Origin of the sequence: Rhodococcus sp. IEGM 1408 (assembly GCF_033142235.1) — a bacterium.
Lineage (GTDB): Bacteria > Actinomycetota > Actinomycetes > Mycobacteriales > Mycobacteriaceae > Dietzia.
This window is the reverse complement of sequence record NZ_JAWLRW010000006.1, coordinates 87,874-110,119: the sequence shown is the minus strand read 5'-3', so window position 1 is coordinate 110,119 and position 22,246 is coordinate 87,874. Positions and strand designations below refer to the sequence as shown.

Sequence of the window (22,246 nt, the reverse complement as noted above, 5' to 3'; positions counted from 1 at the left end):
CCGGGCAGACTACTCAGCCGCGAGCGCGAATCGCCGACCTCGAGGCTGGGGTCCGGTGCTGAGGAGGACCTCGTCGGTACCGGCCTTCTCGGCTGCCGGGCCGGTGGTCTCCTTGGTGGTGGTGGCCTCGTCGTCGTCGTCCCGGTTTTCGCCCGTGCCGCCACCCGTGCCGCCGGCGGTTTCCCCGACGGCCTCGGCGTCTCCCGGCTGCTCGTCCACCGCGACGATCGTCCCCTCGCGCTGGAGGTCGATCACCGCGGTGCGTGCCGCCCGGGAGTAGCGCAGGCTGCGAAGCGCGGGGGAGTCGGTGGTGGGATCGGCCGGGTCCACGTCGGACACCCGCAGGCGCTCGCCTGAGGGCGCCTCGTAGGCCTCGCAGACCGATTCGACGATCTCATCGAGCCCGAGGCTGTCCCACTCGCCGAGCTTGTCCACGACGATCATGCGGGCGCGCTCGAGCACGCCCTCCTCGGGGACGGTGGCGGCGTCGATGGCGGATCGGATGTCAGCGTCAGAAGTCATGCCCCGAGCCTGCCACTACCCGGGTCGGCGTGCAGCCGGGGGGTTCGTGCAGCCGGGGGTCGGTGCAGCCGGGGGTTCATGCAGCTGGGGGTTCATCCGGACCATGACGACCCTAGGACGAGAGTTCGACGAGTACGCGGGGCACCTCGGCCAGGAGTTCGCGGGCGAGGAACCCGTCGACCCCCACTTCCGCGGCGAGTCGCTCGCCGGCCCGACCGTGACTGTAGGTCGCCCAGGCGGCGGCCTGCGCGGGGTCGGCCCCGCGGGCGAGCAGACCCGCGATCACCCCGGCCTTGACGTCGCCGGAGCCGGACACGCCCAACGCGAGTGCGCCGGACTCGTCGCGCCAGATGCGGCCGTCCGGCGTGGCGATCCACGACGTCTCGGTCCCCGAGACCACCACGGCTCCGGCCCGCCGGGCGAGCTCGATCACGTGGCCCGGGATGTTGTCCTCGACCTCCTCCTGCGGGATGTCCAGGGTGCGGGAGAGCTCCATGGGGTTGGGGCTCAGGACCGCACGGCCGTCGAGGTGCGCCAGGCCGTCCGGGTTCCGCGTGACGTAGGCCAGGCCGAGCGCGTCCAGCACCAGGGTGGCCTGCAGGTCCGGGATGACCTGCGCGAGCAGGTCGTCGGCGACCGCCGTGTCGCCGATGCCGGGACCGATCACCACGGTGTCGCACCCCGACGCCAGGTCGCGGAGGGCGTCCACGCCGGCGGCGGAGAGCTCTCCGGCGTCGGTCTCGGGCAGCCCGACCGTCATCGATTCCGGGATGCGCAGCGCCAGCCCCGGCGCGACGGACTCCACGGTGGCGATCTGCAGCTTGCCGGCCCCCGCGCGCAGGGCCGCCTCGGCCGCGAGCAGGACCCCGCCCGGGGTACTGCGGCTGCCGCCCACCACCAGCACGCGCCCGCGGCCCTCCTTGCCGCCGCCCGGGGTGGGAAGCGGCCACGCGCGCAGACGGTGCGGGGTGAGGACGATCTGTTCCCGAGTCACGTCTGCTCCTCGTCCGCGGCGGTCTCCTCGCGCGTGGTCGGGGCGGCGCTGGACTCGACGCCCGTGGTGTCGGCGTAGTCCTGGAGCTCCAGCGCTTCACCGGTGTGCCGGTAGGTGGTGACCGAGCAGTTGGGCAACGGGTCCTCGCGGTCCACGTGCAGGACGTCGTCCTCGGCCATCTGCTCCAGCGCCACGCGGAAGCTCATGATCACCGCCTGGTGGCTGAACACGCACACCCGCTCGCCCGCGTACTGCTGACGCAGGTCGGTGAGCAGGTACCGCACTCGGAGCAGCACATCGGTCCAGCTCTCCCCGCCGGGTGGGCGGTAGTAGAACTTGCCGATCCGATCGCGGCGCTCGGCCTCCTCGGGGAAGCGCTCGCGGATCCCGGCGCCGGTGAAGCCGTCGAGGATCCCCAGGTCCCGCTCGCGCAGCCGCTCGTCGGTGAGGAGGACGACGTCCGCAGTTCGCGAGGCGGCGCGCGCGGCCTCGATCGCGGCGGCGGCGGTGTCGGCCGCGCGCCGGTACGGCGAGGTCAACCAGACCGTGGGGCGGTGCTCGTCGGGGAGCCCGCCCAGCCACGCGCCCACCGCCGCGGCCTGGTGGTGACCGGTGTCCGAGAGCGGGGTGTCGGCATCTCGGTAGTCCAGGTCGAGGCGGTGGGCGCCGGCGGCGCGGGCGCGGTCGTCGGCGACGTTCCCCACGCTCTGTCCGTGTCGGATGAGCATGAGTCGGGAGAGTTCGGTCATGTACCCGAACCTACCCAGCCTTCCGAACCTACCGAGCCCCCCGCGGCGATCACGGCGATCACGGCGTGAGGATGATCTTGACGGCGCCGTCCTGCTTCTTCTGGAACATCTCGTAGGCGCGGGGTGCGTCCGCGAGCGGGAGGCGGTGGGTTGCGAAGTCGTCGACGCCTAGCGGGTCGTCGTCGGTGAGCAGCGGGAGGATCTCCGGCGCCCAACGCTTGACGTTGGCCTGCCCCATCTTGAGCGTCAGCTGCTTGTCGAACATGGTCAGCATGGGGAGCGGGTCGGCACTACCGCCGTAGACACCCGAGAGCGAGATGGTCCCGCCTCGGCTCACGATGTCGATGGCCGAGTAGAAGGCGGCGAGCCGGTCCACGCCCGCGTTCTCCATCATCTTCTTGCCCAGGAATTTGGGCATCAGCCCCACGGCGGCGTGGGCGAGGCTGGCGACGGGCGAGCCGTGCGCCTCCATGCCCACCGCGTCGATCACCGAGTCCGGCCCGCGGCCGCCGGTCATCTCGCGGATCGCGTCGCCCAACTCGCCTTGTACGTCGGTGGGGTCGATGACCTCGACTCCCCGCTGCGCCAACCGGGCCCGGCGCTCGGCGACGGGCTCGACACCGATTACCCGGTGACCGCGGTGGGCGGCGATCCTCGCGGACATGTCGCCGATCGGTCCCAGCCCCAGGACGACAACCGTCCCGCCGTCGGGGATCTGCGCGTACTCCACGGCCTGCCAGGCCGTGGGCAGGACGTCGGAGAGGTAGAGGTAGCGGTCGTCGGCGTGCTCGTGAGGGACCTTGATGTGGGTGTTCTGCGCCTGCGGGACGCGGAGGTACTCGGCCTGCCCGCCGGCGACGCTGCCGTACAGCTCGGAGTACCCGAAGAGGGCCGCGCCCATGCCCTGCTCGCGGACCTGGGTGGTCTCGCACTGGGTGTTCAGGCCCCGATCGCACATGTGGCAGTGGCCGCAGGAGATCTGGAACGGCATCACCACCCGGTCGCCGGGCTTGAGGTCGGTGACCCCGGACCCGACCTCCTCCACGATCCCCATCGGCTCGTGCCCGAGGATGTCGCCCTCGTTCATGAAGGGGCCCAGGACCTCGTAGAGGTGAAGATCGGAGCCGCAGATATTGGTACTGGTGATCTTGACGATCGCGTCGGTGGGCTCCTCGATCTTGGGATCGGGAACCTCATCGACGCGGACGTCGCGCTTGCCGTGCCAGGTGACTGCCTTCATGTGCGGGCTCCTCTCTGGTCGTGCCATGCGTGCTCACGCATGCCAGTGACCGTAAACCCGGCGACACCTGAGTGCATCCGGTCCCGCGGCACGCGGATCTTCGGTAGACCGGTCTCATGCCCGACACCCGTCATCCACGCATCGTGATCATCGGCGCGGGGGTCGCCGGGATCACCGCGGCCTACGTGTTCCAGCAGTCCGGGTTCACGGACGTGACCATCTGCGAGAAGGGAACCGACGTCGGCGGCGTCTGGCACTGGAACCGCTACCCGGGGCTCACGTGCGACGTCCCGTCGCAGATCTACCAGTTCGGCTTCGCCCCCAAAGCGGACTGGTCGCGGATCTGGGCGACAGGCGAGGAGATCCGGACATATCACCGGTCCGTTGTGGACCGCTTCGATCTGGACAGGTGGTTACGGCTCGGTACCGAGGTCACCGAGGCGGTCTACGACGACGAGTCCGCCACCTGGACCCTGTCCACAGCCGCGGGGGCGACACTTCACGCCGACTTCGTGGTGTGCGCGACCGGGGTGCTGCACCACCCGTACACGCCGGACATCGAGGGCCTGGACAGCTTCGCCGGGCCCGTGGTGCACAGCGCCCGTTGGGATCCCGACCTGGACACCGGCGGTACCAGGGTCGGGGTGATCGGCTCCGGCTCCACAGGCGTACAGATCGTGTCGGCGCTCCAGCCGGAGGCGTCGCGGCTCCTCCACTTCGCCCGATCGCCGCAGTGGACCCTGTGGGCGCCGATGGGCTTGCGCCAGTCAGCGCTACTGACGTGGCTCCTGCGTCGATCGCCGCGCCTCCAGGACGGGGTCTACCGGGCCGCGTTGTGGGCGTCGGGGCTCGTGGCGGACATCATGCTCAAGCCCACCTGGCGGCGTCGGGCGGTACAGGCCTACGCCCGGTTGAGCCTGCGCGGGCAGGTCCGCGATCGCCGGCTCCGTGAGAAGCTGAACCCGGACTACCAACCGCTGTGCAAGCGGCAGGTGCTCTCCGGCAGCTATTACCGAGCCATCACCGCGCCGAACGCCGAGCTCGTGACCGAGGCCATCTCGGAGGTGACTCCGACGGGTATCCGGACCGCCGACGGCCAGCACCACGAGGTGGATTCGATCGTGCTGGCCACCGGTTTCCGTGCCCACGACTACATGCGCCCGATGCGGATCATCGGCCGCGGTGGGCTGAGCCTCGACGATGCCTGGGGAGACGGCCCGCGCGCGTACCGGATGACGGCAATCCCGGGTTTCCCCAACCTGTTCACCGTTCTCGGGCCCAACTCACCGACCGGGTCGATCTCCCTCCAGTTCTCGGCAGAGCTCTCCTCGCGGTACATCGCCCAATGGATCGAACGCTGGCAGCAGGGCAGCGTCGACGCAGTCGAGGTGACCTCTGGGGCGACGGACGATTTCAACCGCGACGTCGTCGAGGCGATGGGTCCGACCGTGTGGAACACGGGGTGCACGTCCTGGTACCGGACCGACCGCGGCGCGATCGATCTGTGGCCCTTCGACCGACGGACGATGGAACGGATGCTCACCGAACCCGATGACCGGGACTTCGAGACAGTCACGCTGTGGTCCTAGGGACCAGCTGGTCACCTGCTGATCCCAGCCGGCCCGAGGTTCACCGCAGGATCAAAGGGATGTGCTGCTCGGCGGCGGTGTTGGCGCCGTGGTGGCCGAGCAGCGACGACTCCATCTTCTCGTGCTGGGTTCTGGCGAGGATGACGCCCCCGGTGGCGATCGCGATCACGTCGCCCAGCCGGTCCGCGTAATCACGGCCGGGGCCGAACAGCTGCTCGTCGAGGGCCTGCTCGCGGCTGAGTACCCGAGCGTGGCCGGCCAGTTCCGATCGCCATGCGGCCAGGACGGCCTGCTCCGACCCGGCCCGCGCGTAGGCGTGCCGTACCCGGGCCTCGCCGGCGACGGCTGCGACGTCGGCTAGAAGGGCGGGGCTGGTGTCGATGTCGATGATGTTCTCCGCGGTGACCATTCCGTGGTCTGCCGTCACCACGAGCGCGCAGTCGGGGGGCAGGTCCGCGAGAAGATCAGCGACAAACGCGTCCACCTCTCGAAGCGACCGAACCCATTCCGGCGAGCCGGGCCCATGGATGTGCCCGATCAGGTCCAGGTGGCCGAAGTAGGCGTAGACGAATCGCCGAGTCCGCGACGACCGACTAACCGCGTCCAGAACGCCGTGCCGAATCTCGTCGAGCGATTTCGCCGGCCGGAAGTCTCCGTCGGCCCGGAACGCGGCTCGGGTCAAGCCGGACTCGCGGAAGTCCTCGCGCATGACGTAGGTGACGTCGATGCCCTCGTCGGCGAGCAGGTCCAGCAGGCTGGGCTGCTGCTGGACCTCTCGCGGCGGGAACTCGTCCATGGCCGACGGACCGTCGGCGGATTCGAGCGTCCACCGCAGGGGGTTGAACGTGGTCGCGGGGCCGTCGGCGTCAGAGATCCGGAAGCTGTACCCCACGATCCCGTGCTGGGAACATGGCGCCCCGACCGCCAGACTGGTCAGACTCGTGGCCGTGGTGGCGGGAAAGCCCGCGCTGATCATGCGGGTCGCCATCGCGGCGAGGGTGGGGGCCTCGCCGGCGTGCTGCCTTATGAGCTCGGCGCCGAGGCCGTCGACAAGAACCAACACCACGTCCCGGCTCGGTTCCAGCGCCAGCGGATTGCGGATGTCCACCCCGAGAGCGGCGGCGATCGACGGCATGACGTCCGCGAGGGAATGGTCAGACGCAGTGGTGGGGATCCCGGTCATGACCTCACCATCCCCGAATCAGGCCGGCGGCGGGTGCAAGTCAGCCGAGCTCTGCGCTACGGGGGCGGCTGACCGGTGTCATTCCCGGTGACGCTCGATCCGGTTAGAAGGGTGGTGGGTCGAGGAGTTCGTCGATGAGTTGTTGGATTTGGCGTTCGACTTGGCTGACGATGGGTTTGTTGCGGTCCCACCAGCGGCTGCGGGTGGAGGGTGTGGTGCGGCCGGGGCCAGCACCGTTGCCAGGAACAGCGCCGGTGCTGGGGTTGCGGGTGGTTTCGCGTTGGGCGCGGCGTTGTTCGGCTTTGGCGCGTTCGGCGCGGAGGCGGGCTGCCCGGCGGTGCCAGTAGGTGGGTTCGGTGTTCGGGTCGCCGCCGCCGGCGTCGGTGGTGGAGGTGGTGGTGGGGTTGGGGGTGCGGGTTTGTTGCTTAGCCCAGGCCTGTTGCTCGGCGCGGGCTTGTTCGCGGCGGAATGCCGCCAGGGGCCCGGACGGTCGGGTGAGCATGGTCGCGCCGTCCGGGGTGATGACCACGAGGGTGCCGTCGGGGGAGAGGTCGTACAGCCAGCCGGAGAAGGTTTTGAACCGGTGATGTCGGCGGCACAGGCACATCAGGTTGCATTCCTCGGTGTGCCCGCCGCTGCTGGGGTCGTCGTGGTCGAAGGGGCGGGCGTGGTCGAGGTCGCAGTTCTCGGCTGGCACGGTGCACCCGGGGTGCCGGCAGGTTCCGTCGCGTAGGCGGACGCGGCGGGCCAGGGCGGTGCTGGGCCGGTAGTTCAGGGCTCGGCGGGCATCGTCGGCGGCGCCCGGGGCGGGGTCGATCCGCTCGAGGGTGGCGCCGCTGCTGGTGGCGAGCATGGCCAGCAGGGCGTTGATGGCGGATTCGCCGGTGCGGGGGAACTCGACCTGCGGGTCTGCGCCATTCCCGGGGGCGAAGACGGTGACCTTGGGTCGCAGCGGTGCCGGCGGTTCGTCCGGGTCCAGCCCGGTGGCGCGGGCGTAGCCGCGGTCCCCGCAGACCAGGGACATCAGCGCATCGGCGCGGCGCTGGGGCAGCGGGTAGTACGACATGTCCGCCACCTCGGCATCAGCGTCAGCGTCAGCGTCAGCGCCTGAGTCTGAGTCGGAATTGGACCCGGAGTCGGACTTCAAGGTGTCGGACGGCGCGCCAGAAGAGCCGGCAGTAGCAGTGCCACCGGCCGCGGAGCTGGTGGTGTCGGGGTCGGGGTTGGTGAATTCGTTGGCGCGTTGGTCGATGCGTTCGGCCAGGACGGCGGCTTCATCGGCGGCCAGGGTGGCCCAGAGGTTGGCCATCCCGTCGGCGCCTTTGCGGAAGTGCACTCCGCGGTCGCGGGCGGCGTCGGCTTTGCGTTCGCGGATCCCGTTGGCGTCGTAGCGGCGGATGATCGCATCGGCGGCTTCGCGGACGGTGCGGTCGCCGAGACGTTCGCCGCCCTCCAGGGCGGCGAGGTAGTCCTCGACCACCTCCCGCTGGACCTGCTCGAGCACGGCGGGGTCGACGGTGGACATCTGGCGGGCGAGCAGCTCCGCGGCGCGTTGCTCCATCCGGCCGGAGGCCAGGGCGGCGAGGATGGCCGGGTAGCGCTCGGTCAGGTCGACCGCGAAGCTGATCATGGACTCGGCCCGCAGGCAGGAGATGGGCATCGCCGCGACCACCTGGCCGGCGCACTCCGCGAACGGGTCGATCACCGCGTACCCGGGGACGAGGCCGTCCCCGACGCCGGCTTCATCTCGGCGGACGCACTCGCGAAACAGTTGGTAGCAGGCGGTGAACCGGGCTGCGGCGGCCCGGTTCTCCGCCGCCCAGGTGGCACGAGCGGCCTCGGTCAGGGCGCGCAGGGCAGACCCGTCATCGGGGCCGCCAGGGCCGCTTCTGCCGCTCGCATCGCCCGCCCCGCAACCGCCTGCCGTATCGCTCATGCCCCCACCCCCCGGTGTTGCACCGCATTCAAATCGTATCGAACCTGTGTTCTATGATACGCATACACATTCGAACGCACAAGGGCTGAGGAACATCAGAATCGGGCTCTTGCATGGCTCAGGAGTAACGGATACCCGCTCGGCCGGGATATGTGGTGGACTCATGATTCGTTGATCTGCAGGGGCGACCGCTCCTCACGTGCTGCTCGGAGGCCGCCCATGTCCAAGTCCATCGCATTCACCGGGGCATTGGTGGCGGCCCTGCTCGTCGCCTCTGCCGGAACCGCCGCAGCCCAGAGCGCGGACGGGCTCTCCTCTGACGGCCTCGATTCGTCGTCGATCTCCGGGTCGTCCGACGTCGAGGGCGACTACCTCGGTTCCGCGGGTGAGCTTCTCCCGGGTTCGGTGACCGGCTCGCTGCCCGGTTACGCCTCGGGGCCCCTCGGTTCCGCCGCCACGCTGGCGTGCAACGTGGGCACCGTCGCCGGTGCCGCCGCCGGCCTGACGGGCGTGCCCCTGCCGATTCCGGTCGGCGTCGTCTGCATGGTGGTCAACCCCGTCGCCGAGTCCGGCGACTCCCTGCTGAAGGGCGACGTGGAGGGTTCAGTCGCTGCAGTGGTCGGCGGAGTCCCGCTCGTGGGCGAGTCGCTCGGGGGCCAGGTCGACACCGCGTCCGCCACCGAGGCTGTGAACGGTTCGCTCGGGGAGGAGCAGCTCGGTTCGCTCACCGAGAGCTCCCTGTCCCCGCAGGCTGATCCCGCAGACTTGATCCCGCAGGGCTGACCGCTGGGCGGCGGCCGCTGGGCGCTGGGCGGATCGTTCAGCGCTGCCCGCGCCCGAACTGGTGGGGTTCAACCGGCTGTTGCGCCTTTGGCAGCCCCGCCACCACGAGCCGGTAGGACTCGGTGACCAGCTCCTCGACCATGCCCGGGGTGAGGGTCCCGCCGGGATGCAACGAGATCCAGTGGCGCTTGTTCATGTGGTAGCCGGTTGTTATGTCCTCGTGCGCCTCGCGCAGCGCCATGCTGTCCGAGGGCAGGGCCTTGAGCACCACTTGACGCTCCCCGGCGACCTCCACGTGGAGCATGAACATCTTGCCGCGGACCTTGTAGACGTCGTAGTCCGGCCCGAACGGGAACTCCAGGGTCGACGCCGGCAGCTCACGCGCCCGCCGAGCCGCACACTTCTGGAGTTCCCGCCCGTTCATCCCGCTGACGTTACGACACGCCCTCCGCAGCGGGGCGCACGGCGGGGCGCGGGCGGGTTCGCGCGAGCGGGTTGTCCAGCGTGCCGGCGAACTGCAGCGACCCCGCCTGGTCCGTCAGGTCCACCATCTGGCGGGTGTTGCGCAGCTGGAGCCGGTTGAGGCATGAGTGCTTGAACCGCGGGGCGAACAGCGCCTCCCAGGTGGGACGGTGCACCTCGCCGTCGTCGCCGTCGCCGTCTTCCCCGGCCAACGTCTTCAGGCACGCCCGCGCCTCTTCCCAGAAGTCCTCGACCCCCAGGACGCCAGCGCCGTCGAGTATCCCGGCCAGGTGGCGCAGCACCCCGTCCATGACGTCGGTGTGGACGGCCAGCGCGGCGGTCTCGGCGTCCACGAGGTGCCGGATCCGCTCGATCCCCGCCGGCAGCGGACGGTCGCGCACCACGGCCACCTCCTCGCCGATGTCCTTGAACAGCACGCGACGCGGCACGTGGTCCGGGCCGATCACCACGATCACGTTCTCGCCGTGCGGCATGAATACCAGCCCGTGCGCCAGGAGGCAGCGCGCGACCGGCGCCAGGTAGGCGTCGAGGAGTGCACGGAGCCACGTGCGGGCGTCCACTCCGGAGCGCTCCAGATGTTCGACGACGAGGGGGCGCCCGTGCGGGTCCACGTGCAGGAGCGAGGCCAGCGTGAACGCCCTCTCGTCGGCCGCCAGCCGCGGAACCGGGCTCTCGCGCCACAGCGCGGCGATCATCTTGGTGTGCGGGCCCTCGTCGGAGGCCCCGGCGGCGGCGGCCCGGTGGTAGGCGTCGCCCGTGTAGCCGACGGCGGCGACCTCGCGCAGGATCCCGAAGTCCAACGCGGTCAGCACCGGATCGGCGGCCACCAGCTCGGCCACCCAGTCGTTGACGGCCGGAGTGTCGCGCATGTACCTGGGCGAGAGCCCACGGGTGAACCCCATGTTCTGCACGGCCAGCGCGGTCTTGACGTAGCCGCGGTCGGGGCGGGTGACGTCGAAGAAGGTGCGGACGGACTGCTGCGGGCGGTACTCGTGGTCGGACTCGCCCAGGTAGACCAGGTCGCGGCGCGCGAGATCGGGGCCGAATGCCACGGCGATTTTGTGCTCCCACTGCCAGGGGTGCACCGGCAGGACGCGGTGGTCGGCCGGGTCCAGGCCGAGTGCGACGAGCTGGTCGGCGCAGCGGTCGAGCGCCTCGCGACCGAATTCGCGCAGGTAGAGCTCGTCCTCGTCCAGTCCGCTCACGGTGGCCAGGTGGCTCAGGTCCCGCCGCGCGGCGAGCCACACCAGGCGCACGGTGGCCCGGGCCTCCGGGGTGACGCGATGCCGGTCGGTCAGGCCGAGCCCGATGCGGGCGTTGTTGGCGACGAACCCGGGGTGGCCCTCGGTCATCGCGGCCTCGACCTCCTGCAGGCCGGCCTCGGCGAGCTCCTGCGCGGGCCGGTCGCGGTGGTGCAGGCAGAACGCGGCCGAGCCGAGCGTGGCCGCGATCTCCTCGAGGTACGTCCCCATGAGAGTGTCGGGGATGCCCAGCACGGGCGCCAGTGCGGTGATCAACTCCTGCGCGTCGGGCTCGGCCGGGGCGCCGTCGACCTCGCGGCGCAGCGTCGCCTCGTCGATCATCCAGTGTTCCAGCGGCAGCACCCGCGCGCGGAACGACCAGGACTCGCGCCCGGCGCGGACCTCGTACCAACCGGGGTCGGCGCCCGGTTCCGGGGCCAGGAGCCGTTCGTGGGAGAACTCGGCCAGGGCCTTCGCGCACAGGTGGCGGTGGGCCCGGCGCATGGCGTGTCCGGTGAGGTGGGCGTGGGTGGGAGCGTGGCCGGTGCCGGTGCCGGTGCCGGTGCCGGTGCCGGTGGCGGTGGCGTGACGTTGGTCGGGGGAGTGGAGGGACGACGACGAAACGGTCCTCGTCTCCCGGCCGATCTCCGAGGCCCGGAAGCCCTCGGCACTACAGAAGGAGAGGAGGGCGGTCTTGTCCGGGAGCTCCAGTGGCCCGTCCACGACGAAGCCGGCCCGGGCGTTGAGTCGGTGAACCGCGGTGTTCCCCGCATCGGGTTCCACCACCACCCGCCGGGCGCCCAGAGATTCGAGGGCGGTCTGGCAGATAACGCCGATCACGGCCGATGTCGTGCCGGGGACCGGGGTCCGGGTGGGCGCCACGAGCAGGTGCATGCCGAGGTCGCCCGGTTGGTGCGGGTACCGCCCGTCGAGTTCGACCTCCGCCGGGTCGTAGAACACCGCCAGCCCCACCCGCAGACCGTCGATCCGCACCAGGTGGACCTGCCGGTGCGGGCAGCCCTGCCAGTCGGAGAACACCTCCTCCACCTGCTCGGGGGTCAGACCACGCATCCCCCAGTAGGCGGAGCCGGGGTGGGCGAGCCAGGCGTGCAGTGTGCGGACGGTCGCGGCATCCAGGGCCAACGGCTCGAGGGTGACGAGCCCGGCCGGGGTGTGGGCGGCGAGGGTGTGGGCGGGTGAGGTGTGAGCGGGTGAGGTGCGGGTGGGTGAGGTGCGAGCTGCGATCGGCGATGCGGTGTGGGTCATCGGCTCTCCTGGGTCTGCGAGGTGGTGGGCGCGATGGCGGGCGCGGTGTGGGCGCCGGGGACGCCGAACTGTTGGAAGGCGATGGCGGTCTCGACCGGGTAGACCTCGCGGCCGGTGATGCTGCGCAGGATGATGCTGTTGCGCATCGCTCCCATGCCCAGGTCGGGGGCGCTGAGCCCGTGGGTGTGTTCCTCGGCGTTCTGCACGTGGATGCGGGAGTGGGCACGGTCGACGGTGTGGTCGCGGGCCACGCGGTAGCGACGGGACCGGCCGTTGCCGTGGTCCGTGTCGATCTCTTCCGTGTCGATCTCGCCTGCGATGCCGTCGAGGAACCGCGGCGGGGTGGGCGAGTAACCGGTGGCCATCACCAGTCCGTCGGTGTGATGGGTCCACGGCCGGCCGGTGTCGTTGCAGCGCAGGTCCAGATGGATTCCCGCGGGTTCGCCGGTCACGCAGGCTCCGTCGAGGGCGGTCGCGGCCACGAGCAGGCCGTTGCCGAGCCCCTGCGCCGACCGTCGGTAGAGCAGGTCGTGGATCTGGTTGATCAGGTCGGCGTCGATGCCCTTGTAGAGCGAGCGCTGCTCGCGCAGCATCCTGTCCCGCTGGTCCGCGGGGAGCCCGTGGAAGTGATCGATGTACTCGGGCGAGGTCATCTCCAGGGTGAGCTTGGTGTACTCCATGGGGAAGAACCGCGGCGAGCGGGTCACCCAGTCGACGCGCGGGCCGTCGCCGCCGGAGGCCGAGAGCAGGTCGTGGTAGATCTCCGCCGCCGACTGGCCGCTGCCCACCACGGTCACCGATCCCAGGTCGAGGAGTTCCGCGCGACGAGGGAGGTAGTCGGCGGCGTGGAGCGCGACCGTGGTGGCACTGCCGCCGCGGCCGTCCAGCGCCTCCAGATCCACCGGCGACCACGGGGTGGTCCCGATTCCCAGCACGAGGTGCCGGGTGCGATAGGTCTCGGTGCCCTCGCGGGTGATGGCGGTGACCCGGTAGACGGGACCCTCGTCGTCGTCGCCAGGGTTGTTCCCGGTTTCCGGTCCGCTCTCGCGCTGGACGTCGACCACCTCGCGGCCCCATCTCAGGCCCGCCACGCGCTCGGAGGCCCAGCGGCAGTACGCGTCGTACTCCGAGCGCAGTGGCTGGAAGTTCTCCCGGATATAGAAGGGGTAGAGGCGGCCGACCTGCTTGAGGTAGGCCAGGAACGAGTACGGCGAGGTGGGGTCGGCCAGGGTGACCAGGTCCGCCAGGAAGGGCACCTGGATGGTGGCCTCGTCGAGCATGAGTCCGTGGTGCCAGGCAAAGCCGTCGCGGGCGTCGAGGAACACCGCGTCCAGGTCGAGCGGTTCGGCCAGGCAGGCCAGCCCCAGATTGAACGGGCCGATGCCCACCCCGAGCAGGTCGTAGATCTTCCCGGTCATGTCAGTACCCCCGCGGTGGTGGCCTGTCGGAACCCGACGGCCAGGTAGAGCGCGGCCTCGCGGACGTCTGCGAGCACCGCCGCCACGTCCTCCTCGGACAGGTTCGGGTCCAGCACGGTGAGCTTGAGACAGGGCCTGCCGTCGATCACGGTCGCGGCGACCACGGAGCGCCCCTCGGCGAACAGGGCGTCCCGCACGGGCCGGACGAGGGAGTCCGCCTCGTCGTCGTCGGCTCCCGGCGGCCGGGGACGGAACAGTACGGTCGACAGCTCCGGGCGTCGGACCAGTTCGAGCAGGGGGTCGGCCTCGACGGTCCGGGCGGTCCGTTCGGCCACGTCGATCGCGGAGTCCAGCAACCGGCCGATGCCGTCCGCACCGATCACCCGCAGCGTCATCCACAGCTTGAGCGCGTCGAAGCGCCGGGTGGTCTGCAGGGACTTGTCCACGGCGTGGGTGTCGCCGTCGGCGGGGTTCAGGTAGTCGGCGCTCACGGTGGAGTGGCGGAAGTGGGAGCCGTCGCGCAGCAGGAGGGCGGAGGCGGCCACCGGGAGGAAGAAGGTCTTGTGGAAGTCCACGGTCACCGAGTCGGCCAGCTCGATCCCGTCGAGCAGGTCGCGGCGGGTGGGGGAGACCAGCAACCCGCCGCCGTAGGCCGCGTCCACGTGCAGCCACACGTCGTGGCGGCGACACACTCGTCCGATCGACCGCATCGGGTCGATCACGCCGTGGTCGGTGGTCCCGGCCAGCGCGACGACGGCTGCGACCTCGTTCCCCGCGTCGACGACCGAGGCGAGCGCGCGGTCGAGGGTCGCCGGATCCAACTGGTCCCCGTTCCCGGGCAGGACGATGACGGCGTCCGGGGCCAGGCCGAGCAGTCGGGCGGCCATCACCACGCTGAGGTGGGCGTGCTCACCGGTCACTATCCGCAGGCGGGACATCCGCGCGCAGCGGTCGGCGGGGGTGCCGGGAACAGCGGCGTCCCCGGTGGCCGGGGCGGGCCGGGCGAGCCGGTTCTCGCGGGCGGTGAACAGCGCCTGCAGGTTGGACTGTGTGCCGCCGGTGGTGAACACCCCGTCCGGGCGGATCTGCTGGGGTCGGGTCGGCTCTGCTCGGTCGAAGCCGATGAGGCCGGTGGTCCAGTCGATGAGCTTCTGCTCGATGAGGCAGGCCGAGGTGCCCTGGTCCCAGGTCTCTACGGCCGTGTTGACGGAGGTGGCCAGCGTCTCGGCGGCTAGCGCAGGGATGGTGACTGGGCAGTTGAGGTGCGCGAGGTATCGCGGATGGTGGTAACCCACCGCGTGATCGAGATAGAGGCCGCGCACCTCCACGAGGGCCTCCTCCAGGGTCCCCAGGGGAGTGGACAGGTCCACCGCCGCGGTCTGGGCCGCGAGGTGTGAGGGCGAGGCGGACGAGCGCGGGGTGGTTCTGCCGTCGAGATATCGGCCCACCTCCGCGGTCGCGGCGGCCAGCGCGGCGGCGTGGTCCTCCCCACTCTCGCGGCTCAGCAACGGATCTTTCACGGGTACTCCGACCTACTCGGGGAACGTGCGGCAGGGGCGACGCTATGAGGGTAGGCTTGCCTAAGCAACAGTTGGGTGAGATGAATCACACTGTGGGGCAACTGAAGTGACGAGGGGAAATGTTGACCTTGCGTGAGACCCCTCAACGCCCCTAGTGTTGCGCACACCATAGGTAAGCCATGCCTAAGTCACTTCTCGTCAGACGGAGATCTCATGACCTCGCCCGCCGCACGGTCCCGGTTCGGATTCGCGGACGCTCCCACCTCGTCCCGCTCCCGCAATCGAGCCGTCCTGTTGCTCCTTGCCGCCGGCATCGCGATCCTCGCCCTCCTCGCCGGCTGCTCTACAGGTGCGGTGGGCGGCACCGACGAGCCCGGTTCGGTAACCGGGGTCGAGCGCGAGGGAGATTTCCCGCGCACCGTCACCCACACCTACGGTGAGACCGAGATCCCGGCGGCGCCACAGCGCGTGGCCACCATCTCCTGGGTCAACGCCGACGTCTCGCTCGCGCTCGGAGTGGTTCCGGTGGGTATGCCCCGGAACGCGTTCGGCGGGAACGCGGCCGGGTCGACGGACTGGTTCGACGCCGCGCTGGCGGAGGCCGGGGGCCAGGCTCCGGAGATGTACTCCGAGACCGACGGCATCAACACGCAGGCGATCGCCGCGCTCGAGCCCGACCTCATCCTGGGCGTCTACTCGGGCATGACCGCCGAGGAGTACGAGACGCTGTCCAAGATCGCGCCCACCGTCGCGATGCCCGAGGGTGACGCCCCCTTCGGGACCGCCTGGCAGGACTCGACCCGGCTGATCGGCGAGGCGCTGGGCCGGGCGGAGCGGGCCGAGGAGCTCATCACCGACGTCGAGGGGCAGATCGACCAGGTCGCCACCGCCCACCCCGGGATCCGCGGCACCTCCTTCATCTTCGGCACCGTCGACCCGGACGCCGCCGAGAAGATCTACGCCTACACGGGAGTGGACAACCGGCCGCGCTTCCTCGAGCAGCTCGGCATGGTGCAGTCGCCCGCCGTCGCCGAGGCGTCGACCGGGGCGCCCGACGAGTTCTTTGTGACCTGGTCGCCCGAGCGGGCCGACCAGCTGGTCTCCGACATCCTGGTCACCTACGCCGCCTCCCCGGACGTGCGCGCGGCGATCGAATCCGACGCATTGCTCGGCCGCATCCCCGCGGTCGCCGGCGGCCGCATGGTGGTGCAGACCGACGAGCAGGAGGTGCTGGCCCTGTCCGCGGCCTCGCCGCTCAGCCTGCCGTGGGCGCTGGAGAACGTCGTCCCCGAGATCATCACCGTGGCGGAGCGGAACTAACCCCTTATGACGACGACGAGCCGGGCACCAGCGACCGGGCGGCAGAAACCGCCGGGCGCCGATCGAGTCGTCCTGGGTACGGCCGCCTCGCTCGCTCTGCTCGTGCTGGCGGTGGCCGCGTCGCTGTTCGTCGGCGCCCGGTCGGTGGATCCCGGCGTGGTCTTGTCGGTGCTCGGCGGGCTCCCGTCGGCGCTGACTTCGGGCGATCTCGCCGCGGCCCTGGCACCGGGGTCGGGCGCCGGGATGGACGAGGTGGTGGTGACCGCACGCGTGCCCCGGACCATCACCGCTGTTCTCGTGGGCGCCGCCCTGGCCGTGGCCGGCGCCGGGTTGCAGGGCGCCACCCGCAACCCGCTCGGCGATCCCGGCCTCCTGGGCCTCACCGCCGGCGCCGCCCTCGGCGTGGTGCTGGGTCTGGCGCTCGCGCCGAGCGCCGGACCCAGCGCGGTCGCCGGCTTCGCCGTGGTCGGGTCGCTCGCCGCCGGCTTGGTGGTCGTGGGTGCCGGGCGGCTGGGCGCGGACTCCGGCACCGGGCTGATCCTGGCCGGCGCGGCCGTGACCGCCGGGTGCACGGCGGTCACCTCCTCGCTGGTGGTGGCGCTGCCCGGTGTGCTCGACCGCTTCCGCTTCTGGGGTCTGGGCTCGGTGGCCCGGTCCGGCGCCGCGGAGATCGGGGCCGCGCTGCCGTTCCTGCTGATCGGCCTGGCCCTGGTGTTGGCCGGGGCGGCCACCCTCGACGCGCTCGCCCTCGGCGACGACCTGGCCCGCGGACTGGGCGTGGGGCCCGTCGCCGGCCGGGCCGTGGTCCTCGGGGGCGTGATCATCCTCTCCGGCGTAGCGACGGCGCTGGCCGGCCCGATCGCGTTCCTCGGACTGCTCGTGCCGCACCTGCTGCGGCGACTGGTCGGGGCGGGCAACCGGGTGGTCCTGGGCCTGTCCGTGATCGTCGGACCCGCCGTCCTGCTGCTCGCCGACACCGTGGGCCGGGTGATCGCCCCGCCCGGCGAGATCGCCGTGGGCGTGATGACCGTGGCGATGGGCGTGCCGTTCCTCATCGTGCTGCTGCGCTCCGGCCGGGGGATGGGGGAGACATGAGCGCCACGACCACGACCGTCATCGACCGCCCGGCCGGTCCCGACGCCCCGGACCTGGCGCGGACGGAGAAGCGGGTGGCCGAACTCGCCGCCCGCCGGCGGCGTCACGCGGTCCTCGTCGTCGTCGGACTGTCCGTCGCCCTGCTGGCGGTGATGGCCGTCCGCGTGCTGCTGGGCCGGTACACGGTGACGGTGCCCGACTTCCTCGCCATCCTCGGCGGCGCCGCCATCCCCGGTGCCACGTTCGTGGTGCTGGACGACAAGCTGCCCCGCGCCGTCCTCGGCGCGCTCGCGGGCCTGGCGTTCGGGGCCTCCGGCGCCCTGTTCCGCCGCGTGCTCGGCAACCCGCTGGCCAGCCCGGACATCCTCGGCATCTCGCACGGCGCGTCCGCCGGGGCCGTCGTGGGGATGGCGACATGGGGCCTGCGCGGGGTGGGCATCATCCCCGCCGCGCTCGCCGGATCCGCGGTCGCGCTGGCGATCGTGCTGGTCGCGTCGGCCGGTCGGCGCTCGGGGATCGTGGGCCCGCGGTTCCTGCTCGGCGGGGTCGCCGTGGCCGCGCTCGGCAGCGCCGTGGTGACCCAGTACGTGGCCCGGCTCCCGCTCATGGGCGCGCAGGAGGCGGCGGTGTGGACGGTCGGCTCGCTCTCCGCGGCGTCGGCCGAGCGCATCGGGTGGCTGGCCGCAGCCCTGGCCGTCCTCCTCCCGCTGGGGATGTGGCTGCACGCCGCGCTCCGGCCCGCCGAGCTGGGGCCCGAGCTCGCCGTCGGCCTGGGCTCCCGTCCCGTCCCCACCCGCGCCGCCGCGCTGGGCGTGGGCACCGTGCTCGCCGCCGCCGCCACCGCGGTCGCCGGTCCGCTGGCGTTCGTCGCCCTGCTGTCCACGCCGATCGCTACCGCGCTCGGCCGCGGCCGACCCCGCATCCTCGCCGCCGCGCTGACCGGCGCGGTGATCGTGGTGGCCGCCGACGTCGTGGCCTCCGAGGCGCTGAGCACCGTCGACCTGCCCACCGGCGTGGTGACCGGTGCCCTCGGCGCCCCCGCCATGCTGTGGATCCTGCTGCGCTCCCGAAAGGTCGCCTGATGCCCGTCCCCGTCCCCATCCAGACTTCCCGACCTGCGTTCGCCGGACCCGAGCCCGCCCTGCCGCTGGACGCCGGCCTCGTCCCGGAACCCGCCTTCCGCCTCCGCGGGCTGACCCTGGGCTACGGCGCCGAACCGGTGATCAGGGACCTCGACCTGGACATCCCGAGCGGTAAGACCACCGTGCTGATCGGCGCCAACGGCTGCGGGAAGTCCACGATCCTGCGGGCCCTCGGCCGTCAGCTCTCGCCGCTGGCCGGTTCGATCGAGGTGGGCGGACGCGACCTGGCGACCATCAAGCCCCGGGCCCACGCCAGGTCGGTGGCGTTCCTGCCCCAGTCGCCGCTCGTCCCGGAGGGGCTCACGGTGGCCGAGTTGGTGGCCCGCGGTCGGCATCCCCACCGACGGTGGTGGGGAGCGGGCGACGACGACGAGTCGGCCGTCGCCGAGGCGCTGGCACTGACCGGCACCGCCGATTTCGCCCACCGCCGGGTCGACGAACTCTCCGGTGGGCAGCGGCAGCGCGTGTGGGTGGCGCTGGTGCTGGCGCAGGCCACGGCCACGCTGCTGCTCGACGAGCCGTGCTCGTTCCTCGACCTCGCCCACCAGCTCGACGTGCTGGACCTGGTCAGCGACCTGCCCCTGCCCGCCGGGCACCACCCGGACCCGCAGGGAGAGGGGTCCGGCCGCCGGACCGTGGTGGCGGTGCTGCACGAACTCACCCTGGCAGCCCGGGTGGCCGACCACCTGGTGGCCGTGGCCGAGGGCGGGGTGGTGGCGGCGGGGCCGCCCGATCAGGTGATCAACGCCGAGACCTTGCGCCGGGTCTTCGACCTGGAAGCCGACATCATCAGTGACCCGCTCACTGGCCATCCCGTGGTCCTGCCGCGGGGACGACGGAAGGGGACGACATGACCGCAATAGTCGTAGAGGCACCGATCCTGCTCGCTGAGACCCGGGTCCTCGAGGCCCGGGCGCTGGGGGACTCGTACGTCCGACTCGTACTCGCCGGACCGGATCTGCTCAGGTGGTCCGCGGACGTGGTGGACCCGGGCACCGTGCGCGATGCCTACATCAAACTGATCGTCCCGCCGCCCGGTGAGCGGGGGATCGCCCCGGATCCGGCCGCGATCAGGGAGTGGTTGGCCCTGCCGGAGGCCGAGCGGGGTTCCATGCGGACCTACACCGTGCGCCGGGCCGACACCGTGGAGCTCGACGGCGAGCTGGTCCCCGCCCTGACCGTGGACACGGTGGTCCACCCCGGCCACGACGAGGGTCCAGGTTCCCTGTGGGCGCGATCGGTGCGACCGGGGGACGGCGTCCGCCTCATCGGCCCCGGTCGCGGGCACGCCCCGTGGGCCGCGTGGGCACCGGGTGAGGCCGGTCGGGTGGTGTGCGCGGGGGACGAGACCGCCGCCCCCGCGCTGCTGGCGATCGCCGAGGAGATCGCGGCGGAACCGCGGCAGTCGCGGCAGGTGCAGATCCTGATCGAGGTGCCGACCCCGGCTGATGCCCGGGCGCTGGCGGCCGGGGCGCCGGACTTCGTCACCCTGTTGCCGCGGTCCGGGGATCGCGGTAGCGCGCTCGTCCACCACCTGGCGGGGGTTCTGGGCCTGGACCAGGTCTGTGTGGACACCGTCCTGGACGGACGTCGACCCACCGAACGGGAATGGCAGGCGGCCACCGCCGTGTCCGCCGGGGACCCCTATCTCTTCCTGGCCGGAGAGGCCGCACTGGTCCGCGCCATGCGCCGGCTCGCGGTTGATGCCGCCGGTGTGCCCAAGCAGGCGGTGGCGTTCATGGGCTACTGGCGCTGTGGAGCAGCCGAGAACTGAGCCGCGGCCCGCGACCGGATCGGCCGGTCGCTGTCCGGGTGCTCCCGCCGCTACGGGGTCGGGCCCTCATCGGGAGCCGGGTAGGACGGATCCCTGAGGGCCCGGAGCAGACGCGGGTACCGCGACCCGGGGAGTCTGTTGCCGATGGGATCGAAGTGCAGGTCCTCGTCGTCGTCCTCCCAGGAGTCCACGGTCAGGCGGCCCAGGGTCGTCCACTTGCCCAGGGGGGTCGCGTGCTGCAGGGTCCAGGTGCCGCCGTCCCCGGTGGGGATCGCCGCGAGGAGCAGCGGACGGCCCGCGACCCGGACGGGGAACATCGAGGTCATGGTGCGGCCGGTGGCCCGCCAGCCGGTGGTCAGGACGTAGCGGGACAGCGGGCCCAGCCCGGTGCTGGCGAGCAGGATGTCCACGGGTTGGTCGGCGTGGATTCGGATGGCCATCCCCCCGATGTCCGGGACCGCGTCCGGTAGTCCGATGGCGCGGGACAGGCGGATCGTGGCCGGCCACCGGCCCGTGATGTCGAGGAGTTGGGAACCGGTGCGCCCGACACCGGTCACGCTCAGCGTCGCGCGGGCCACGACGCCCTTGGGGTGCAGCGCCTTCGGTCGGACCATTCGCGTGAGGGCCGCCGCTGCGCCGAAGGCCGAGCCGAACAGACCCGCCAGCGGGGCGGAGCGAACCGCCAGTTCGGCGGACCGTTCGGGCCGCCGGTCTGCGGGCGCCGGGTTGGTGGTCGCAGGGTTGCTGGGCGCCGGGTTGGCACGCGTGGGGTGGGTACGCGCGGAGTGAGCGCGCGCGGAGTCGGCGGACAGGCGGGGTGATCTCCGGGCGATGCGGGACATGGTGACCACGATACGCAGTGGCGCGCCTCACACCTGAGTGTTACCGTCAGCTGACTGCTAGACAAAACCTAGGGAGATGTCCACCATGGCGAGTTCATTCATCCGTCAGGATGAGGGCTTGTTCGTGCCCGATTCCGTCGCGCGCCGGGTGTGGTCCTATCCCACGTCGGCTCTTCTGGGCTTCATCCGTGCGGTGACCATCGAGCACCTCGACCCGGACCTGACGGCGGCGGTCGCGCACAGCGGCCAGGTGGTGCAACGGCCCGCGCTGCGCTACGACCGGACCGTCCAGTACTTCGCGACCGTGCTGTTCGGTGACGCGGCGTCGGTGATCAAGTCCTCCGACGTGCTGATGAAGGTGCACTCCCGTGCGTACGGACCCAACCCCGTCACCGGTGGCGAGTACGACTCCAACGACCCGGCCTCGCAACTCTGGATCCACATGACCGCCTGGCACTCGATCCTCTACGTCTATGAGATGTACGGGCCCGGGAAGCTCAGCCGGACGGACGAGAACGAGTACTGGCGCGAATGCGCTGTGGCCGCCGAGTGCCAGCCGATCCACGTGCACGACGTCCCGCGCACCCGCGGCGAGGTGCAGAAGTACTTTGACGACTGGCGCGACCGACTCGCCTCGTCCGAGGCCGCGGTGCACAACATCGAGTTCATCCTCGCGGGGATGCGGACGATCTTCACCGCGCTGCCGGCGCCGATGCGCGCAGTCATGGGGCCGGTCATCCGGGCCGGGGTGATCGCCACCTACCCGCGATGGATGCGGGCGCTCATGGGCGTGCGCCAGTCCCGGGTGACCGACTCGGCGGTGGTGGCGGTGCTCCGACCCGGGATGGCCGCGCTCGCCCGCAGCCCCCGGGCACAACTGTGGTTTCTCGAGCGCGTCGCCCCTCGCGGTGGCCCGGTGCTTACCGACCACCTCCGCGGCATCCCGGCGGAGACCTCGAGTGTCTACTCACCTGAGCAGGCGCGGAAGAAGTTCGGCGACCCCCGGACCCCGCTCGAGCAGTACGCGGACCAACTGGCCGTCCGCCGCGACGGGGCGACGGCGAAGCCGTATGAGCACAAGCACCGCGAGGCCCCGCTGGAGTTCGCCGCGCCGGCGGCGCGGGTGGGTTAGTTGTTCTGTCCACGCAG

Annotated in this window: 19 protein-coding genes; 8 read left to right on the top strand and 11 right to left on the bottom strand. The window is 71.5% G+C overall.

Going from position 1 to position 22,246, the window contains the following annotated elements; all coding sequences use genetic code 11:
- Window positions 1-9 precede the first annotated feature (9 nt).
- The 4 genes from R4P08_RS11190 to R4P08_RS11175 all read right to left on the bottom strand — a co-directional run bounded on the left by R4P08_RS11190 (window position 10) and on the right by R4P08_RS11175 (window position 3,505).
- Window positions 10-522 (bottom strand): hypothetical protein, encoded by a 513-nt coding sequence (locus R4P08_RS11190; protein ID WP_317813928.1) that lies wholly within the window; start codon window positions 520-522, stop codon window positions 10-12.
- Between the two features lie 112 nt (window positions 523-634).
- A complete protein-coding gene (locus R4P08_RS11185) occupies window positions 635-1,516 on the bottom strand; it encodes an NAD(P)H-hydrate dehydratase (RefSeq protein ID WP_317813927.1) in 882 nt (293 codons plus the stop codon).
- Window positions 1,513-2,265: a histidine phosphatase family protein gene (locus R4P08_RS11180; RefSeq protein ID WP_317813926.1), complete on the bottom strand. Its 753-nt coding sequence runs from the start codon at window positions 2,263-2,265 to the stop codon at window positions 1,513-1,515. Before R4P08_RS11180 ends, R4P08_RS11185 begins: the two co-directional genes overlap by 4 nt.
- A 58-nt stretch (window positions 2,266-2,323) precedes the next feature.
- Window positions 2,324-3,505: a zinc-dependent alcohol dehydrogenase gene (locus tag R4P08_RS11175; protein WP_317813925.1), complete on the bottom strand. Its 1,182-nt coding sequence runs from the start codon at window positions 3,503-3,505 to the stop codon at window positions 2,324-2,326.
- A 116-nt stretch (window positions 3,506-3,621) separates the two neighbouring features.
- Here R4P08_RS11175 and R4P08_RS11170 point away from each other — a divergent pair, with 116 nt between their 5' ends.
- Window positions 3,622-5,094, top strand: coding sequence for an NAD(P)/FAD-dependent oxidoreductase (locus tag R4P08_RS11170; protein ID WP_317813924.1), 1,473 nt, complete (start codon window positions 3,622-3,624; stop codon window positions 5,092-5,094).
- A gap of 40 nt (window positions 5,095-5,134) precedes the next feature.
- Here R4P08_RS11170 and R4P08_RS11165 read toward each other — a convergent pair whose 3' ends face one another.
- Window positions 5,135-6,277, bottom strand: a complete 1,143-nt coding sequence (locus tag R4P08_RS11165) for an alkaline phosphatase family protein (protein WP_317813923.1) — start codon at window positions 6,275-6,277, stop codon at window positions 5,135-5,137.
- 103 nt (window positions 6,278-6,380) lie between these two features.
- Window positions 6,381-8,213, bottom strand: a complete 1,833-nt coding sequence (locus R4P08_RS11160) for an HNH endonuclease signature motif containing protein (RefSeq protein ID WP_317813922.1) — start codon at window positions 8,211-8,213, stop codon at window positions 6,381-6,383.
- A 219-nt stretch (window positions 8,214-8,432) separates the two neighbouring features.
- Here R4P08_RS11160 and R4P08_RS11155 point away from each other — a divergent pair, with 219 nt between their 5' ends.
- The gene (locus R4P08_RS11155; RefSeq protein WP_317813921.1) at window positions 8,433-8,996 is read left to right on the top strand and encodes a hypothetical protein; all 564 of its coding nucleotides are present in this window, start codon (window positions 8,433-8,435) and stop codon (window positions 8,994-8,996) included.
- 37 nt (window positions 8,997-9,033) lie between these two features.
- Here R4P08_RS11155 and R4P08_RS11150 read toward each other — a convergent pair whose 3' ends face one another.
- From R4P08_RS11150 to R4P08_RS11135, 4 genes are read right to left on the bottom strand one after another with little or no spacing between them, the layout of a single operon-like run.
- A complete protein-coding gene (locus R4P08_RS11150; protein ID WP_317813920.1) occupies window positions 9,034-9,420 on the bottom strand; it encodes an MmcQ/YjbR family DNA-binding protein in 387 nt (128 codons plus the stop codon).
- A gap of 10 nt (window positions 9,421-9,430) precedes the next feature.
- Window positions 9,431-11,986 (bottom strand): GNAT family N-acetyltransferase, encoded by a 2,556-nt coding sequence (locus tag R4P08_RS11145; protein WP_317813919.1) that lies wholly within the window; start codon window positions 11,984-11,986, stop codon window positions 9,431-9,433.
- Window positions 11,983-13,404, bottom strand: a complete 1,422-nt coding sequence (locus R4P08_RS11140; protein ID WP_317813918.1) for a lysine N(6)-hydroxylase/L-ornithine N(5)-oxygenase family protein — start codon at window positions 13,402-13,404, stop codon at window positions 11,983-11,985. Before R4P08_RS11140 ends, R4P08_RS11145 begins: the two co-directional genes overlap by 4 nt.
- Window positions 13,401-14,924, bottom strand: a complete 1,524-nt coding sequence (locus R4P08_RS11135; protein WP_317813917.1) for a pyridoxal phosphate-dependent decarboxylase family protein — start codon at window positions 14,922-14,924, stop codon at window positions 13,401-13,403. Before R4P08_RS11135 ends, R4P08_RS11140 begins: the two co-directional genes overlap by 4 nt.
- A gap of 213 nt (window positions 14,925-15,137) precedes the next feature.
- On the opposite strand from R4P08_RS11135, the gene R4P08_RS11130 reads away from it, so the two are divergent.
- From R4P08_RS11130 to R4P08_RS11110, 5 genes are read left to right on the top strand one after another with little or no spacing between them, the layout of a single operon-like run.
- On the top strand, window positions 15,138-16,244 hold the full coding sequence (locus tag R4P08_RS11130) for an iron-siderophore ABC transporter substrate-binding protein (protein WP_317813916.1): 1,107 nt from the start codon (window positions 15,138-15,140) through the stop codon (window positions 16,242-16,244).
- A 6-nt stretch (window positions 16,245-16,250) separates the two neighbouring features.
- Window positions 16,251-17,339 (top strand): iron ABC transporter permease, encoded by a 1,089-nt coding sequence (locus R4P08_RS11125; RefSeq protein WP_317813915.1) that lies wholly within the window; start codon window positions 16,251-16,253, stop codon window positions 17,337-17,339.
- Window positions 17,336-18,421, top strand: a complete 1,086-nt coding sequence (locus R4P08_RS11120) for an iron ABC transporter permease (RefSeq protein ID WP_317813914.1) — start codon at window positions 17,336-17,338, stop codon at window positions 18,419-18,421. The genes R4P08_RS11125 and R4P08_RS11120 overlap by 4 nt, the downstream gene beginning before the upstream one ends.
- Entirely contained in the window at window positions 18,421-19,335 is a 915-nt protein-coding gene (locus R4P08_RS11115) for an ABC transporter ATP-binding protein (RefSeq protein ID WP_317813913.1), read from the top strand. Before R4P08_RS11120 ends, R4P08_RS11115 begins: the two co-directional genes overlap by 1 nt.
- Complete coding sequence (locus tag R4P08_RS11110; protein ID WP_317813912.1) at window positions 19,332-20,255, top strand: siderophore-interacting protein; 924 nt, start codon at window positions 19,332-19,334, stop codon at window positions 20,253-20,255. The genes R4P08_RS11115 and R4P08_RS11110 overlap by 4 nt, the downstream gene beginning before the upstream one ends.
- 50 nt (window positions 20,256-20,305) lie before the next feature.
- On the opposite strand, the gene R4P08_RS11105 is transcribed toward R4P08_RS11110, so the two are convergent.
- Entirely contained in the window at window positions 20,306-21,097 is a 792-nt protein-coding gene (locus R4P08_RS11105; protein ID WP_317813910.1) for a phosphodiesterase, read from the bottom strand.
- Window positions 21,098-21,182: 85 nt separating this feature from the next.
- Here R4P08_RS11105 and R4P08_RS11100 point away from each other — a divergent pair, with 85 nt between their 5' ends.
- Window positions 21,183-22,229 (top strand): oxygenase MpaB family protein, encoded by a 1,047-nt coding sequence (locus R4P08_RS11100; protein WP_317813908.1) that lies wholly within the window; start codon window positions 21,183-21,185, stop codon window positions 22,227-22,229.
- The last annotated feature ends 17 nt before the right edge of the window (window positions 22,230-22,246 follow it).

What these genes read in the sequence shown, in the direction of transcription:
- R4P08_RS11190 (WP_317813928.1), bottom strand. Translation starts at nt 522, where the DNA reads ATGACTTCTGACGCTGACATCCGATCCGCCATCGACGCCGCCACCGTC.
- R4P08_RS11180 (WP_317813926.1), bottom strand. Translation starts at nt 2,265, where the DNA reads ATGACCGAACTCTCCCGACTCATGCTCATCCGACACGGACAGAGCGTG.
- R4P08_RS11175 (WP_317813925.1), bottom strand. Translation starts at nt 3,505, where the DNA reads ATGAAGGCAGTCACCTGGCACGGCAAGCGCGACGTCCGCGTCGATGAG.
- R4P08_RS11170 (WP_317813924.1), top strand. Translation starts at nt 3,622, where the DNA reads ATGCCCGACACCCGTCATCCACGCATCGTGATCATCGGCGCGGGGGTC.
- R4P08_RS11165 (WP_317813923.1), bottom strand. Translation starts at nt 6,277, where the DNA reads ATGACCGGGATCCCCACCACTGCGTCTGACCATTCCCTCGCGGACGTC.
- R4P08_RS11160 (WP_317813922.1), bottom strand. Translation starts at nt 8,213, where the DNA reads ATGAGCGATACGGCAGGCGGTTGCGGGGCGGGCGATGCGAGCGGCAGA.
- R4P08_RS11155 (WP_317813921.1), top strand. Translation starts at nt 8,433, where the DNA reads ATGTCCAAGTCCATCGCATTCACCGGGGCATTGGTGGCGGCCCTGCTC.
- R4P08_RS11150 (WP_317813920.1), bottom strand. Translation starts at nt 9,420, where the DNA reads ATGAACGGGCGGGAACTCCAGAAGTGTGCGGCTCGGCGGGCGCGTGAG.
- R4P08_RS11145 (WP_317813919.1), bottom strand. Translation starts at nt 11,986, where the DNA reads ATGACCCACACCGCATCGCCGATCGCAGCTCGCACCTCACCCACCCGC.
- R4P08_RS11140 (WP_317813918.1), bottom strand. Translation starts at nt 13,404, where the DNA reads ATGACCGGGAAGATCTACGACCTGCTCGGGGTGGGCATCGGCCCGTTC.
- R4P08_RS11130 (WP_317813916.1), top strand. Translation starts at nt 15,138, where the DNA reads ATGACCTCGCCCGCCGCACGGTCCCGGTTCGGATTCGCGGACGCTCCC.
- R4P08_RS11125 (WP_317813915.1), top strand. Translation starts at nt 16,251, where the DNA reads ATGACGACGACGAGCCGGGCACCAGCGACCGGGCGGCAGAAACCGCCG.
- R4P08_RS11120 (WP_317813914.1), top strand. Translation starts at nt 17,336, where the DNA reads ATGAGCGCCACGACCACGACCGTCATCGACCGCCCGGCCGGTCCCGAC.
- R4P08_RS11115 (WP_317813913.1), top strand. Translation starts at nt 18,421, where the DNA reads ATGCCCGTCCCCGTCCCCATCCAGACTTCCCGACCTGCGTTCGCCGGA.
- R4P08_RS11110 (WP_317813912.1), top strand. Translation starts at nt 19,332, where the DNA reads ATGACCGCAATAGTCGTAGAGGCACCGATCCTGCTCGCTGAGACCCGG.
- R4P08_RS11105 (WP_317813910.1), bottom strand. Translation starts at nt 21,097, where the DNA reads ATGTCCCGCATCGCCCGGAGATCACCCCGCCTGTCCGCCGACTCCGCG.
- R4P08_RS11100 (WP_317813908.1), top strand. Translation starts at nt 21,183, where the DNA reads ATGGCGAGTTCATTCATCCGTCAGGATGAGGGCTTGTTCGTGCCCGAT.